The organism is Tistlia consotensis USBA 355 (assembly GCF_900177295.1).
Classification (GTDB): Bacteria; Pseudomonadota; Alphaproteobacteria; order Kiloniellales; family DSM-21159; genus Tistlia; species Tistlia consotensis.
The window spans coordinates 76,016-90,378 of the sequence record NZ_FWZX01000004.1; the positions used below are offsets into that span (position 1 = coordinate 76,016).

The 14,363-nt window shown below is 72.6% G+C and carries 13 protein-coding genes and 1 other RNA gene; 7 read left to right on the forward strand and 7 right to left on the reverse strand.

Annotated elements, in window-relative coordinates:
• Positions 1–13: 13 nt before the first annotated feature.
• The 3 genes from B9O00_RS07135 to B9O00_RS32390 all read right to left on the reverse strand — a co-directional run bounded on the left by B9O00_RS07135 (position 14) and on the right by B9O00_RS32390 (position 4,078).
• Entirely contained in the window at positions 14–2,044 is a 2,031-nt protein-coding gene (locus tag B9O00_RS07135; protein ID WP_235017058.1) for an extracellular solute-binding protein, read from the reverse strand.
• Positions 2,045–2,234: 190 nt separating this feature from the next.
• A complete protein-coding gene (locus B9O00_RS07140) occupies positions 2,235–3,050 on the reverse strand; it encodes an inositol monophosphatase family protein (protein WP_235017059.1) in 816 nt (271 codons plus the stop codon).
• Positions 3,051–3,064: 14 nt separating this feature from the next.
• Positions 3,065–4,078, reverse strand: coding sequence for a c-type cytochrome (locus tag B9O00_RS32390; RefSeq protein WP_143596173.1), 1,014 nt, complete (start codon positions 4,076–4,078; stop codon positions 3,065–3,067).
• 227 nt (positions 4,079–4,305) lie between these two features.
• On the opposite strand from B9O00_RS32390, the gene B9O00_RS07150 reads away from it, so the two are divergent.
• On the forward strand, positions 4,306–5,163 hold the full coding sequence (locus tag B9O00_RS07150; RefSeq protein ID WP_085121780.1) for a prephenate dehydratase: 858 nt from the start codon (positions 4,306–4,308) through the stop codon (positions 5,161–5,163).
• A 21-nt stretch (positions 5,164–5,184) separates the two neighbouring features.
• Here the strand turns inward: B9O00_RS07150 and nudC are convergent, their stop codons facing one another.
• Entirely contained in the window at positions 5,185–6,135 is a 951-nt protein-coding gene (gene nudC / locus B9O00_RS07155; RefSeq protein ID WP_085121781.1) for an NAD(+) diphosphatase, read from the reverse strand.
• A gap of 102 nt (positions 6,136–6,237) precedes the next feature.
• Here nudC and B9O00_RS07160 point away from each other — a divergent pair, with 102 nt between their 5' ends.
• The 4 genes from B9O00_RS07160 to B9O00_RS07175 all read left to right on the forward strand — a co-directional run bounded on the left by B9O00_RS07160 (position 6,238) and on the right by B9O00_RS07175 (position 9,355).
• Positions 6,238–6,924 (forward strand): DUF6134 family protein, encoded by a 687-nt coding sequence (locus tag B9O00_RS07160; RefSeq protein ID WP_085121782.1) that lies wholly within the window; start codon positions 6,238–6,240, stop codon positions 6,922–6,924.
• A gap of 61 nt (positions 6,925–6,985) precedes the next feature.
• An RNA gene (gene ffs / locus B9O00_RS07165) (signal recognition particle sRNA small type) lies at positions 6,986–7,079 on the forward strand.
• Between the two features lie 56 nt (positions 7,080–7,135).
• Positions 7,136–8,998 (forward strand): DNA polymerase III subunit gamma/tau, encoded by a 1,863-nt coding sequence (locus tag B9O00_RS07170; RefSeq protein ID WP_085121783.1) that lies wholly within the window; start codon positions 7,136–7,138, stop codon positions 8,996–8,998.
• Between the two features lie 33 nt (positions 8,999–9,031).
• A complete protein-coding gene (locus B9O00_RS07175) occupies positions 9,032–9,355 on the forward strand; it encodes a YbaB/EbfC family nucleoid-associated protein (RefSeq protein WP_085121784.1) in 324 nt (107 codons plus the stop codon).
• Between the two features lie 196 nt (positions 9,356–9,551).
• Here B9O00_RS07175 and B9O00_RS07180 read toward each other — a convergent pair whose 3' ends face one another.
• Positions 9,552–9,974 (reverse strand): NUDIX domain-containing protein, encoded by a 423-nt coding sequence (locus tag B9O00_RS07180; RefSeq protein WP_085121785.1) that lies wholly within the window; start codon positions 9,972–9,974, stop codon positions 9,552–9,554.
• Positions 9,975–10,020: 46 nt separating this feature from the next.
• On the opposite strand from B9O00_RS07180, the gene recR reads away from it, so the two are divergent.
• Together recR and B9O00_RS07190 are read left to right on the forward strand one after the other, a co-directional pair.
• Entirely contained in the window at positions 10,021–10,617 is a 597-nt protein-coding gene (recR, locus tag B9O00_RS07185) for a recombination mediator RecR (RefSeq protein WP_085121786.1), read from the forward strand.
• Between the two features lie 119 nt (positions 10,618–10,736).
• Positions 10,737–12,149, forward strand: coding sequence for a DUF4139 domain-containing protein (locus B9O00_RS07190; RefSeq protein WP_085121787.1), 1,413 nt, complete (start codon positions 10,737–10,739; stop codon positions 12,147–12,149).
• 123 nt (positions 12,150–12,272) lie between these two features.
• On the opposite strand, the gene B9O00_RS07195 is transcribed toward B9O00_RS07190, so the two are convergent.
• Together B9O00_RS07195 and B9O00_RS07200 are read right to left on the reverse strand one after the other, a co-directional pair.
• Complete coding sequence (locus B9O00_RS07195) at positions 12,273–13,175, reverse strand: hypothetical protein (RefSeq protein ID WP_085121788.1); 903 nt, start codon at positions 13,173–13,175, stop codon at positions 12,273–12,275.
• A gap of 66 nt (positions 13,176–13,241) precedes the next feature.
• Positions 13,242–14,354 carry a DNA recombination protein RmuC gene (locus B9O00_RS07200; protein WP_085121789.1) on the reverse strand — a complete coding sequence of 371 codons (1,113 nt, stop codon included), beginning with the start codon at positions 14,352–14,354 and terminating at the stop codon, positions 13,242–13,244.
• Between the last annotated feature and the right edge of the window lie 9 nt (positions 14,355–14,363).

Here is a 14,363-nt window from a genome sequence, read left to right on the forward strand (position 1 = left end):
TTCCGCTCCCCCGCTATTTCCGGCCGCCGGTCACGGCGCGCCGGGCGACCCAGCCGCCGACCAGCAGCAGGCCGGCCAGCAGCGCGATGATCACGCTGGGGCTCGGGCCGCGCCGCTCGGCGCTCGCCCCGCCGCCCTTGTCCTGGTCCTGCGCCTGGCTCTCGCGCGCCTGCAGCGCCGCCGCCTTGGCCGCGTCGTACCACCAGTAGTCGATCGCGGTGCCGTCCTTCGGCGTGACCTCCGGGCGCGAATACTTGTCCCAGTAGAGGATCCGGTCCATGGCCAGGTGCCAGGCCGGGATCACGTACTGGCCCCAGAGCAGCACGCGGTCCAGGGCCCGGGTCCGCGCGACCAGGCTCTCGCGGTCCGGCGCGTTGATCACCAGGTCGACCAGCTTGTCGACCACCGGGCTCTCGATGCCCGCGTAGTTCTGCGAGCCCTGCCGCTTGGCCGACTCGCTGGTCCAGTAGTTGCGCTGCTCGTTGCCCGGCGAGTCCGACTCGCCCCAGCCCAGCGAGATCATGTCGTAGTCGAAGGACCGCAGGCGGTTGATGTACTGGGACTGGTCGACCAGCCGCACGTTGGCGTCGATGCCGAGCCGCTTCAGGTTGCGGGTGAAGGGCAGGACGATGCGCTCGAAGGCCTGCTGGGTCAGCAGGATCTCGAAGCGGAAGGGCTGGCGCGTCTTCTCGTTCACCAGCTTCAGGCTCTTCGGATCGACGACCCAGCCGGCCTGCTTCAGCAGGGCGAGCGCCTTCAGCAGGTTGGCGCGCGGCCAGCCGGTGCCGTCGGTCTCGGGCACGGTGAAGGGCTTGTCGAAGACCTCGGCCGGCAGCTGGTCGCGGAAGCGGTCCAGCACCTCCAGCTCCTGGCCTTCGGGCAGGCCGCGCGAGGCCAGCTCGGAGTTGCTGAAGTAGCTCCTGGTCCGGGTGTACTGGCCGAAGAACAGGACCTTGTTGGTCCATTCGAAGTCGAAGGCGTAGCCCAGCGCCTCGCGCACCCGCGGATCCTGGAAGAGCGGCCGGCGGGTGTTGAAGATGAAGGCCTGCATGCCGGTCGGCCGCTGGTTCGGGACCTCGGCCTTGATCAGCCAGCCGTTGCGCACCGCGGGGACGTCGTAGTCGAGCGCCCAGGCCTTGGCCTGGTTCTCCTCGCGGTAGTCGATCGAGCCCGACTTCAGCGCCTCGCGGATCACCGTCGCGTCGAGGAAGAAGTCCGTGCGGATGCGGTCGAAGTTCTCGGTGCCGACGCGCACCGGCAGGTCCTTGCCCCAGTAGTCCTTGACCCGCTCCTGGACGTAGTAGCGGCCGGGCTCGAATTTGGTGATCTTGTAGGGCCCGCTGGTCAGCGGCGGCTCCAGGGTCGTCGCGCCGAAGTCCCGGCTCTCCCAGTAGTGCTTGGGAATGATCGGCATCTGGCCGACGATCAGCGGCAGCTCGCGGTTGCCCTTCTCGTTGAAGGTGAACTTGACGCTGCGCGGCCCGACCTTCTCGGCCTTCTGCACGGCCCTGTAGTAGTAGCGATAGAAGGGCTGGCCCTTGGCCTTCAGGGTCTCCAGCGAATAGATGACGTCCTCGACCGTGATCGGCTCGCCGTCGTGCCAGTGCGCCTCGGGGCGCAGATGGAAGATCACCCAGGAGCGGTCGAGCGGCCATTCCAGCGATTCGGCGATCAGCCCGTACTCGGTGAAGGCCTCGTCGGCCGAGGGCGTCAGCAGCGTCTCGTAGGCGACGCCGGCCGGATTGCCCTTGTCGTTGTAGGGGTTGAAGCTGTCGAAGGTGCCCTCGGCGGCCAGGCGGATCTCGCCGCCCTTGGGCGCGTCGGGATTGACGTAGTCGAAGTGCTTGAAGCCGGGCCCGTACTTCGGCTCGCCGTGCATGGCGATGGCGTGGGCCCTGATGACAACCGGGCCGAGCGGCTGGCTGTCGACCGCGGCGACCGGCACCGGCGGCGGCGCCTCGCCCGGCTTCGCGCCCTCGGCGAGCGCCCGCGGCGCACCGGCGGCGGCGAGCAGCATCAACATGCCGAGTGCGGCGAAACGCAAGGCGCCAGGACCTCCCTGGTGTCCCGGTCGCGAGATCCGGGTCATCGGATTTCGCATGATCCGGCACACCAACTTGTTGACCAGTCGGTTCCCCGCAGCACCCTAGCGAAACGCGACGCGGCCACAAGGCCGAAGACCTTTCCGGCAGATGAGCGTTTCGTCACCCGCCCCCCGGATCGGGCGGCGGCGGTCAGCCGGCGAGCCGGCTCAGCGCGGCCGCGTGCAGCGCCGGCGTTGCGGCGACCAGGATGTCGCCCTTCGAGCCGAGCCCCATCGGCCGGCCCGACCAGTCGGTGACGGTCGCGCCGGCGCCGGTCAGCACCGGCACCAGGGCCATGAAGTCGTAGGGCTGCAGCTGGTTCTCGCAGACCAGGTCGACGAAGCCGCTGGCGAGCTGGCCGTAGCAGAAGAGGTCGCCGCCGTAGAGCGTCGACTTGACGGCGCCGCGCAGCCGGTCGAAGGCGGCGAGGCTCTCGCCCTCGAACATCGAGGGCGAGGTGCAGCGCAGGATCGCCTGCTCGAGCCCGCCGACGTCGCGCGTGCCGACCGCGCGGCTGCCGCGCTCGTCGGTGAAACGGGTCGGCCGGCCGGCGGCGCCGAGCCAGCGCTCGCCGAGAATCGGCATCTCGATGACCCCGAGGCAGGGTCGGCCGCGCCAGGCCAGGCCGACCAGGGTGCCGAACAGCGGGTTGCCGGTGACGAAGGCGCGGGTGCCGTCGATCGGGTCGAGCACCCAGACCCACTCGGCGTCCGTGCGCTCCGAGCCCCACTCCTCGCCGACGATGCCGTGCTGCGGCAGGCGCTCGGCGAGGATCGCCCGCATCACCTGCTCGGCCGCGCGATCGGCGACCGTGACGGGCGATTCGTCGGCCTTGTCCTCGATCCGGAAGTCGCCGCGGAACCAGCCGCGGGTCACCGCACTGGCGGCGTCGGCCAGCAGGCCGGCGACCTCGACGAACGCCTCCGGGACCTCGGGCAGGGCCTCCGGCGGCAGCGGCTGGGACAAGCCCCCGGCTCCGCCTACTGCTTCAGCGGCACCGGGCTGTCCGACTGCTCGCGCAGCCAGGCGACGAGGTCGGCGACCTTGTCGTCCTGCTTCAGGCCGGCGAAGGTCATCTTGGTGCCGGGGACGTGGCCGCGCGGGTCGTGCAGGAAGCCCCAGAGCCGGTCGTAGGTCCAGGTGTCGCCTGCCTCGTGCAGCTTCTTGAAGGCGTCGGAGTAGTTGAAGTCGTCCTTGTGGGCGACCGGGCCGCCGACCACGCCCCAGAGGTTCGGCCCGATCTTGTTCGGGCCGCCCTTGGTGAAGTCGTGGCAGGCCTGGCAGACGCGCGCGACCTTGGCGCCCTTGTCGGCGTCGCCCGCGGCGATCATCTGCTCGGGGCTCTGGCCGCCGGAAGCCGCCGCCTGCTGCTCGCCGCCGCCCGCAGCGGCCGCCGGCGCCGCCTGCTCGGCCGCGGCGCTCTTGGCGGTGACCTTGTCGATCTCCTCCTGGGTCGGCAGCGGGATCGGGCTGTCGGCGTTCTGGCGCAGGTAGGCGATGACGTCGGCGCGGTCCGCGACCTTCTTCATGCCGCCGTAGGTCATCTTGGTCCCGGACATCCACTCGCGCGGGCCGTGGATGAAGTGGTTGAGGTTCTCGTAGGTCCAGGTGTCGCCGGCCTCGTGGTGCTTCATCATGGCATCGGAGTAGCTGAAGTCCGCCTTGTGGCCCATCGGGCCGACGACGACGCCGTAGAGGTTCGGGCCGACCTTGTTCGGGCCGCCCTTCTCGAAGGTGTGGCAGGCCTGGCAGGCCCGGGTCAGCTTCTCGCCGTTCGCCGGATCGGCCTTGGCGAGCAGCGGCAGCACCGGCTCGACCCCGGCCGGCTTGGCCGCCGCCTGGGCGGGCGCCTCGGTCGAGGCGACCTCGATCGGGAAGGCTGCCTTCTCCAGATGGCGGGGGTGAACGAGAAGGTCCGCGACGAAGCCGGAAAGCATGGCGACCACGCCCGCGGTCAATCCGGCCGCGGCGATCTTGTTCATTTCCAGGGACATCGAGAGTCCTACCCCTTCTCAGACGACAGCGTATTCCACGACGCGGCGGACAATAGCCGCGCCCCCGACGGCGTTCAATACGATCCCAGCGCGCGCGGAGCAAGGCCGCGCACCTGGACACCGGGCTTCGAATTGCCGCAGCGCTTCGGCTTTCTCCGGTCGATTGACTTGCGCGCGGCCACACCCCGATACTCCGCGCCCCGCCTCAGCCCAGGCCCGAGACCGCCATGACCGAGCAGACCATCGCCTTCCAGGGCGCGCCCGGCGCCTATTCCGACATGGCCTGCCGCGCCGTCTTCCCGGACTGGACGACGCTGCCCTGCCCGGACTTCGAGGACACCTTCGCCGCCCTTTCCGAAGGCCGCGCCGAGCGGGCGATGATTCCGATCGAGAACTCCTCGGCCGGCCGGGTCGCCGACATCCATCACCTGCTGCCGGGCTCCGGGCTGCACATCGTCGGCGAGCACTTCCAGAAGGTCGAGCACCAGCTGCTGGCGCCGAGGGGCGCGACGCTGCAGACCATCAAGACCGTGCACAGCCACGTCCAGGCGCTCGGCCAGTGCCGCAACTTCCTGCGCAGCCACGGCCTCCGGCCCGAGGTCCACGCCGACACGGCCGGCGCCGCCGCCGAGGTCGCCGAGCGCGGCGACCCGGCCCATGCCGCCATCGCCTCGGCGCTCGCCGGCGAGCTCTACGGCCTCCAGACCCTGCTGCCCAACGTGCACGACCTGCAGCACAACACGACGCGCTTCGTCGTCATGGCGCGCGAGCCGATGGACCACCCGCGCGAGGCAGGCCCGACCGTGACCTCCTTCGTGTTCCGGGTCCGCTCGGTGCCGGCGGCGCTCTACAAGGCGCTCGGCGGCTTCGCGACCAACGGCGTCAACATCACCAAGCTGGAGAGCTACATCATCGACGGCTCGTTCCGGGTCGCCCAGTTCTACGCCGATGTCGAGGGCCATCCGGAGGACCGGCTGGTGCGCCTGGCGCTGGAGGAGCTGGCCTTCTTCAGCCGCGAGGTGCGGATCCTCGGCGTCTACCCGGCCTCGCCCTTCCGCAACAGCCCCGCGCCGGGTGCGGAGTAGGGGCCGGGGCGTCGGCGTCCCTCAGGCCGTTTCCTCCAGCCAGTCGACGATCAGCCGCCGGGCGATCGAATCCCGGCGCGGCAGCTTGAAGGACTCATCCTCGGGCGAGGCCTTCAGGAAGTCGCGATCGAACCAGCGTGCCGACTCCAGCTCGGTCGGGTGGACCCTGAGCGCGCGGTCGCGGGTGCGGGCGTAGAAGCCGAGCATCAGCGAGGAGGGGAAGGGCCAGGGCTGGGAGGAGTGGTAGACGACCTCCTCGACGGCGATGCCGACCTCCTCCTCGACCTCGCGGGCGACCGCCGCCTCCAGGCTCTCGCCCGGCTCGACGAAGCCGGCCAGGGTCGAATGCATGCCCGGCGCCCAGACCTTCTGGCGGCCGAGCACGCAGCGCTCGCCGCCGTCGTGGACCAGCATGATCACCGCCGGGTCGGTGCGTGGGAAGTGCAGGGCGCCGCAGTCGGGATTGCTGCAGGTCCGCTGGAAGCCGCCCTGGCGGCTCTCGGTGCGGGCGCCGCAGACGCCGCAGAAGCGGTGCCGGTCGTGCCACCAGACCATGGCGCGCGCATAGGCCAGCAGGGCGCCCTCGCCGCGCGGCAGCAGCGGCCCGAAGGAGCGCAGGTCGGCGAAGCTGCCGCGGCCGGCCAGCGCCGGCTCGTGGTCCGGGCTGTCCAGGGCCGAGACGTCGAGCGCGAAATAGGCGCGCTCCTCGTCGTCGAGACCGAGGAAGATGCGCTCGCCGCCGCGCGCGACCAGCGCCTCGGCCTCGGCGGCCTCGAGCAGCACGGCGCGCGGCTCGCCGCCTGCCTCTGGTGACGGGGCGGGCGGCGGGTCGAAGAGCGAGCGGGTCTGCCAGAGCGGCACGAAGCGGCTGCTCGGTGCGGCGAGGCGGGCGGCCAGCCAGTCGTGGTCGCTGCGCAGGCGATCGGCGCGGTCGAGGCCGAGGTCGCTGTAGAAGTTCGGGGTTCTCTGCATGGCGCCGGAAAGGTGCCACGGCCGCGCCGCGCCGGACAACGGGGGGCGACGCCGCCGGGGCCCGGCCTTGTGCCGCCGCCCGGAATCGGCAAGGCTCGGGGCATGGTCCAGGGCCCGAGCCGGCGCAGGCTGCTGGCCGCCATGGCGGCCCTGCCGCTGCTTGCGCCGGCGATCGCCCCGACCCTCGCCCCGACGGCCGCCCGCGCCGCGCTGTTCCCGGCGGACGGCTTCTGGGGCTTCGTCGCCCTCGACCGGGCCGGCCGGGCGATCGGCGCGCTCAGCTACCGCTTCGCCCGCGCACCCAGCCTGTTCGACGTCGCGGTCGAGGCCTTCTGGCGCCTGCCGGCGGCCGGCGGGGGCGTGACCCTGCGCCACAGCTCGGAGGAGCGCTGGCGCGACGGCTGGCTCTACGGCATCGACAGCCGCACGCGCCTGGGCGGCAGGACCCACCGCCTGCGGGTCGAGCGCGACGACGACGCCCTGCGCGGCCGGCGCGACGGCCACGCCTTCACGGCCAGCGGCTATGTCGTGCCCTCTTCGCTCTGGCACCCGGAGACGCCGCGCCTGGAGGCGCTGCTCGACAGCGTCACCGGCCGCACCCGGCTGATCCGTGGCCGGCGCGGCCCGACCGAGTGGGTGCCGCTCGGCAAGGGCCGGGTCGAGGCGACCTACTGGCGGATCACCGGCGAGCTGGAGCGCGAGCTCTGGTACGACGCCGGACGGCGGCTGGTGCGCGTGCGCTTCGGCGCGCCGGACGGCAGCCCGATCGTGCTCGAGCGGCGGCGTTGAGCCCGCTCTTCGCCTCCGCCCTTGCCAGGGGCCGCCGGGACCCTGATATAGTGCCCTCGGAAGGTCGGCAGCGGACGGACCGCTCGCCAACCCGGTCAGGTCCGGAAGGAAGCAGCCGTAACGAGTTTCCGGTCCGGGTCGCCCGCCGGCCTTCCACTTTCAAGCTCCGGCGGTGCTGCCGCCGCTCCCTCTTCCGGACAGCGAGCAGGCGATGACCGACGAGGTCGCTGAGACCGGCGCCGCCCCCGCCAGCGCGGACCCCGACCAGAAGCCCGGCACCGAGCCGGCGGCGGCGCCCTACCGGGTGCTCGCCCGCAAGTACCGGCCGCAGTCCTTCGCCGACCTGATCGGCCAGGAGGCCCTGGTCCGGACCCTGAAGAACGCCATCGAGAACCGCCGCCTGCCGCACGCCATCGTGCTGACCGGCGTGCGCGGCGTCGGCAAGACGACGACGGCGCGGATCATCGCCAAGGCGATCAACTACGCCGGCCCCGACGGCACGGCCGCGGCGACGGTCGGCGACACCAGCGACTGCCCGATCTGCCGGGCGATCGCCGAGGACCGCCATCCGGACGTCATCGAGATGGACGCCGCCAGCCGCACCGGCGTCGACGACATCCGCGACCTGATCGAGGGCGTGCGCTACCGCCCGACCTCGGCGCGCTACAAGGTCTACATCGTCGACGAAGTCCACATGCTGTCGCGCAACGCCTTCAACGCGCTGCTGAAGACGCTGGAGGAGCCGCCGGAGCACGTCGTCTTCATCTTCGCGACGACCGAGATCCGCAAGGTGCCGGTGACGGTCCTGTCGCGCTGCATGCGCTTCGACCTGCGCCGGGTCGAGCAGCCGGTCCTGGCCCAGCACTTCGCGCGGATCTGCGGCAAGGAGGGGGTGAGCGCCGAGGAGGAGGCGCTGGCCATGATCGCGCGCGCCGCCGACGGCTCGGTGCGCGACGGCCTCTCGCTGCTCGACCAGGCGATCGCGCTCTCCGAGGGCCGCATCGCCGCGGCGACGGTCAAGGAGATGCTGGGCCTCGCCGACCGCACCCGGATCTACGACCTCTTCGAGGAGGTCATGCGCGGCCGTACGCCCGAGGCCCTGGAGATCCTGGCCGACCTCTACAACGGCGGCGCAGACCCGCTGGTCGTGCTCCAGGACCTGCTCGAGCTGACCCACGGCCTGGGCCGCGCCAAGCTGCTGCCCGAGCGCGCCGACGAAGGCCTGCCCGAGGCCGAGCGGCGGCGCGGCCGGGCGCTCGCCGAGGGCCTGTCGATGCCGGTGCTGACCCGGACCTGGCAGCTGCTGCTCAAGGGCCTGGAGGAGGTGCAGCGCGCGCCCGCGCCGCTCGCCGCCGCCGAGATGGTGCTGATCCGCCTGGCCTTCGCCAGCGAGCTGCCCGATCCCGGCGAGCTGGTGCGCCGGCTGCGCGAGGGCGGCGCCCCGGCCGGCGCCACGGCCGCACCGGCAGGACCGGGCGGCGGCGCCGGCGGCGGGCCGCGGCTCCAGGCGTCCGGGGTCCAGGCACCCGAGCCGGCACCCCGGCCGCGCGGCGAGGCAGGCGCCGGCGGCGGCCCGCGTGCAATGCCGGCCCCGAGCGCCGAGGCCCGGACTGAGGCCGTCGCCGCAGTGACCGGGCCGAAGGACTACCGGGCGGTCGTCGAACTGGTCGCCGAGCGGCGCGAGCTGGCCCTGGCCGAGCACCTGAGGCGCGACGTCCACCTGGTCTCCTTCCAGCCCGGGCGCATCGAGCTCAACCCGCGCGAGGAGGCGCCGCGCGACCTCGCCGGCCGGCTCGGCCGGCTGCTCGGCGACGCGACCGGCCAGCGCTGGGTGGTCAGCGTCTCCGACCAGGCGGGGCAGCCGACCCTGGCCGACCAGGATGCCGACAGCCGGGCCCGCAAGCTGGAGGAGGTGCGCTGCCACCCCCTGGTCAAGGCCGCGCTGGAGACCTTCCCTGGCGCCGAGATCAAGGCTATCAGGGAGACCGACGAGCCACTGCCGGCCGGCGGCGGCCCGGTCGATCCGGACGAGGCCCGCGAGGCGCCGGACGGCGATCCGGACCGCGAGGCCTAGGCGAGCGAGGCGCAACGTGACGAAGGGCAAGCCATGAAGAACCTGGGCCAGCTGATGAAGCAGGCGCAGCAGATGCAGTCGAAGATGGCCGAACTGCAGGAAAAGCTCGCCGAGCAGGAGCTCGAGGGCCAGGCCGGCGGCGGCATGGTCCGGGTGACGGTCAACGGCAAGAACGAGGTCAAGGCGGTCAAGATCGACCCCTCCCTGGTCGACCCGAACGACGTCGAGGTGCTCGAGGACCTGATCCTGGCCGCCTTCAACGACGCCCGCGCCAAGGTCGAGCGCTTCAGCCAGGAGGCGATGAAGGAGCTGACCGGCGGCCTCAGCCTGCCGCCGGGGATGAATTTGCCGTTCTGAGGCAGCTGTCGCCGGGCCCACCGGCCCCTCACCTCACCCTCCCACGGCCTGACGGCCGCGGGCCCCTCCCTCTCCCCTCCCCAAGGGAGCGGAGAGGGTCCTGGACCGCGGCCTCGACGTTCGACTCCCTCTCCGCCCCCTTGGGGGGGAGAGGGTCGGGGAGAGGTGGGACCGGCGGCGCGGCTCGCCTCCGCCTCTACTCCACGCTGCCGAGCCAGAGCCGCTCGGCGTCGGCGACGATCCTGGCGTGGTCGAAGGCCATCTCGACCCTGTGCCAGTCCGGCACGACCTCGACCGCCGCGGCGTCGTCGCCGGCCCGCGGCAGGCCCTGGTCCAGGCGCGCGGTGAAGGCGATCGAGACGCAGTGGCCGCGCGGGTCGCGCCCGGGGTCGGAATAGACGCCGACCAGGCGCAGGGTCGCCGGATCGACCCTCAGGCCGGTCTCCTCGGCCAGCTCGCGCGCGCAGGCCTGCTCCGCCGTCTCGCCGACCTCCATGAAGCCGCCGGGCAGGGCGTAGCCGCCCTTCCAGGGCGGGAAGCCGCGGCGGATCAGCAGCAGCCCGCCGGGCAGGAAGACGACGCAGTCGCTGGCCAGCTTCGGGGTCTCGATGTCCTTCATGCGACGATCCTAGACGACTCAAGCCCGGGGAGGCTAACAGAGCGCCATGGCCGACGGCGACATTGACCGCCTGATTCAGCTGCTCGCCCGACTGCCGGGCCTCGGACCGCGCTCGGCGCGGCGCGGCGCGCTCTATCTGCTGCAGCGGCGCGAGTCGCTGCTGCAGCCGCTGGCCGCCGCCCTGACCCGCGCCGCCGAGTCGATCGTCGCCTGCTCGACCTGCGGCAATCTCGACTCGAGCGACCCCTGCGCGATCTGCCGCGACCCGGGCCGCGACCGCAGCACGATCTGCGTCGTCGAGGAGGTCGGCGACCTCTGGGCGCTGGAGCGCAGCGGCGCCTTCAAGGGCCGCTACCACGTGCTCGGCGGCACGCTCTCGGCGCTCGACGGCCGCGGGCCCGAGCAGCTCAACCTCGGCCGGCTGCTCGAGCGGGCGGGCGAGGCGGGCACGGAGGAGATCATCCTGGCGCTCAGCGCCACGGTCGAGGGCCAGACCACGGCCCACTACCTGGTCGAACGCCTGGCCGGCCTGCCGGTCGAGGTGACCGGCCTGGGCCGCGGCGTGCCGGTCGGCGGCAGCCTGGACTTCCTCGACGACGGCACCCTGGCAGCGGCGCTGAAGGCGCGACGGCCGGCCGGCTGAGCCGCGCCGACGGGCTGGCGCCGGATTGTCCGGCGAGCCGCCGCGGCCGATCATCAAGGCGCCGCAATCGCCGGCCAGCGTGCCGGCCGCGACGCCGACAGGACAAGGAGTCTGGGGCCATGAGACCTTCGACGCTGCTGCTCGCCGCCACCCTCGCGCTGCCGCTGGCGACGGCGGGCGCGCTGCACGCCGAGACCGCCACGACGGTGCCAATCGAGGCCCGCCGCAGCCTCGCCCTGACCGTGTACCAGAACGGCCTGGGCCTGGTGGAGGAGACGCGCTGGGTGCCGCTGCTGCCGGGCGAGAACCGCCTCGACCTCTACGGCATCTCGCAGCGCATCGTGGCGCCCAGCCTGACCGTCGCCGCCCAGGGCGTGAGCCTGCGCGACCAGGCCTGGCGGCCCGCCGACCTGACGCCGCAGCGGCTGCTGGAGTCGGCGCTCGGCGGCAAGGTCCGGCTGGTCCACCAGGATCCCAAGACCGGCGAGACGGTGACCGAGCCGGCGGTGCTGCTGTCCCTGGCCGGCGGCCCGGTGCTGCGGGTCGGCGATCGCATCGAGATCGACCCGCCCGGCCGCATCGTGCTCGACCGGCTGCCCGAGGGCCTCAGTCCCGAGCCGCGCCTCTCCCTGACCCTCGATGCCGGCGACGGCGGGCCGCGCGAGCTCGGCCTCGCCTATCTGGTCGACGGCCTGAGCTGGCAGGCCGACTACGTCGCCGAGCTGAACCCGGCCGGCGACGCGCTCGAGCTGACCGGCCTGCTGACCGTCAGCAACGGCACGGACGTCGCCTTCGAGAAGGCCGCGCTAACCGTCGTCGCCGGCGAGGTCAGCCGCCAGCAGCGGGCGCCGCAGCCCTTCCTGGCCGCGGCCCCCAAGGCGATGCGCAGCGAGATGGCGGCGACGGATTCGCTGCCGGCGCCGCAGGCAACTGGCGAACGCTATCTCTACGACACCGGGCGCAAGGTCGACCTGGCACGTGGCGAGACCCAGCAGCTGGTGCTGTTCCAGGGCCTGAAGGTCGCCGCCGAGCGGCGCCTGCGCTTCGACGGCCTGGTCTCGGCCGGCGGCGGGCCGGAGGAGATCGGCCCGGTGCAGCCGACCGTGCTGGTCGGCTTCGAGAACCCGAAGGGCCCGGACGCCCGGCCGCTACCGGCCGGCACCCTCCGGCTCTACGAGACGAGCGGCGGCAAGCGCCTCTTCGCCGGCGAGGTCGCGATCCCGCGCACGCCGGCCGGCGGCAAGGTCGAGCTGCCGGTCGGCGAGGCCTTCGATGTCACCGGCACCGCCAAGGTGACCGCGCTGGAGCGCCTGTCGGACAAGGCCTACGAGGTCGCCCAGGAGATCACCCTGGCCAGCGCCAAGGACGAGCCGGTCGAGGTCGAGCTGGCGGGCCAGCTGCCGCGCGGCTGGAAGATGCTGCAGGAGAGCCGGCCCCACGAGCTGGAGTCGGCCAACCACATCCTCTGGCGGGTGAAGATCCCGGCCGGCGGCGAGGCCAAGGTGACCTACCGACTGCGGGTCAGTCGGTAGCAGGCCGCTGCGCGTTCGGCGCTGCCACGTCCCTCGACAGGCTCGGGACGAAGCGGGCTTCGAGCACGCTCCAACGGTCGCTTCATCCCGAGCCTGTCGAGGGATGTGGCAGCGCGAAGACCGTCACACCTCGACCAGCGGCAGCTCGAAGCTCGGGCGCTCGCGGCTCTCGCCGGCCTTGTCGGTCTTGCGGCCGGGGTGCGGCCGGTAGGCCTCGGCGGCGGTCATGCCGGGCAGCTCGGTCGCCTCGCCGTCGGCCAGGAAGAAGGCGTTGACGCCCATCGGCTCGACGCAGACCAGGCGGTAGCCGCGGCCGCTCAGCAGCTTGTCGAAGGCGGCCAGCGAGGCGCCGTGGTAGCCCTTCGGCGCCGAGGCGAGGTCGGCGTTGCGCGGCACCGTGACCGCGCGCTCGCCGCCGAACAGCCAGTTGTACTCGACGATCAGCAGGCGCGGCTTGGCCACGGTCATCGCCTCCAGCACCCAGTAGTCGAAGGAGTCGATGTCGAGCGAGAAGACGTCGAGGCTGCCGGTCAGCCCCTGCTCCTCGAGCAGGGCGTCGATCGTCTCGGGCGTCACCCTGCGCGCCAGGGCCGTCACCCGGCGGTTGCCGGCCAGGCGCTCGCCGAGCTGGCGGATCGCGACCTCGGAGGCGTCGAGCATCAGGCCCGACCAGCCGAGCTCGCGGCCGAGCAGGCCGCAGTTGCCGCCGTTGCGGCCGCAGCCGATGTCGACGAAGCGGCGGTCGCGCGGCGTCATGGCGCGGACCAGCGAGAGCACCAGCCCGTCCTCCTCGTTCTGGGAGGTCAGGCCGAAGCGCCAGGCCTGCAGCGCCGCGTGGGGATCGGCGAAGTCGCCGGAGGCGAGCTGCTGGCCGCGCAGCAGCGCGTCGAGCTTGTCCTCAAGGCGCCGGCGCCACTTGTATTCCTTGGCGAACTCGACACGCAGCGCCTCGAGCTGGCCGCCGAGCCGCTCGACGCGCTTTTCCAGCCTGCGCCGCTGGGCGCCCCCGAAGAGATCCTTGAACATCTCGTCCCGCCCCGACCTGACGCCTCTCTTCTGGAACAGTGGGCCGGCCGCAGGCAAGAGGCTTGTCTACTCGGCCGCCCGCTGCCCCGGAAGCGGCGCGGGCGCCAGCGCCGCATCGGGCTCCACCGCCTCGACCTGCACCTCCTCGATGCGCTCGCCGCGCTTGGTCACCTTCTCGGTCGAGATGCGGATCTCGCGCAGGTCGTTGGTCGCCTGGTCGAAGTGCTTCTGCAGCCGGCCCGCCCGCTCGTCGAGCCGCTTCACGTCCTCCAGCAGGCGCTGCACCTCGGCCTGGATCAGTCCGGCCTGCTCGCGCATGCGCACGTCCTTGAGCACGGCGCGCACGGTGTTGAGCGTCGCCATCAGGGTGGTCGGCGAGACGATCCAGACCCGCGCCCGGTAGGACTCCTCGACCAGCTCGGAGAAGTTGGCGTGCAGCTCGGCATAGACCGCCTCGCTGGGCAGGAACAGCAGCGCCGATTCGGCGGTCTCGCCCGGCACGATGTACTTGTCGCGGATCGCCTTGACGTGGTTGCGCACGTCCTGGCGGAAGCTCCGGACGGCGGCCTGCCGCCCGGCGTCGTCCGGCGCGTCGCGCAGTGCCCGGTAGCTCTCCAGCGGGAACTTCGAGTCGATGGCGATCGAGCCCGGCGGATTGGGCAGCAGCAGCAGGCAGTCGACGCGCACGTTGCCGGGCAGCGCCGCCTGGAAGGCATAGGCCGAGGGCGGCAGGATCGAGGTCACGAGGTCGTGCAGCTGGACCTCGCCGAAGGCGCCGCGCGCCTGCTTGTTGGACAGGATGTCCTGCAGGCCGACGACCTGGGTCGAGAGCTGGGTGATGTTCTGCTGGGCCTTGTCGATCACCGCGAGGCGCTCGCGCAGCTCGCCGAGCGTCGTGCCCTGGGCCTGGGCGCCCTCCTGCAGGCGGTCGCCGACCTTCTTGGCGAAGTCGCCGAAGCGCGCATCGAGCGCCTCGGCCAGCGCCCGCTCCTGGCCGCGCAGGGCCTCGGCGGTCTGCGCCTGGGTCGCGGCCTGGCTCTCCGCGAGCTGGCGCAGGCGGGCCTCCAGCTCCGCGGTGTCGTCGCCGCGCCCGCCCGAGGGCCGGCGCAGCAGGAGCAGCGCGACCAGCGCGCCGAGGGCGAGACCGAGCGCGCCGATCAGCAGGGCTTGCAGTTCCATGGTCCTCCG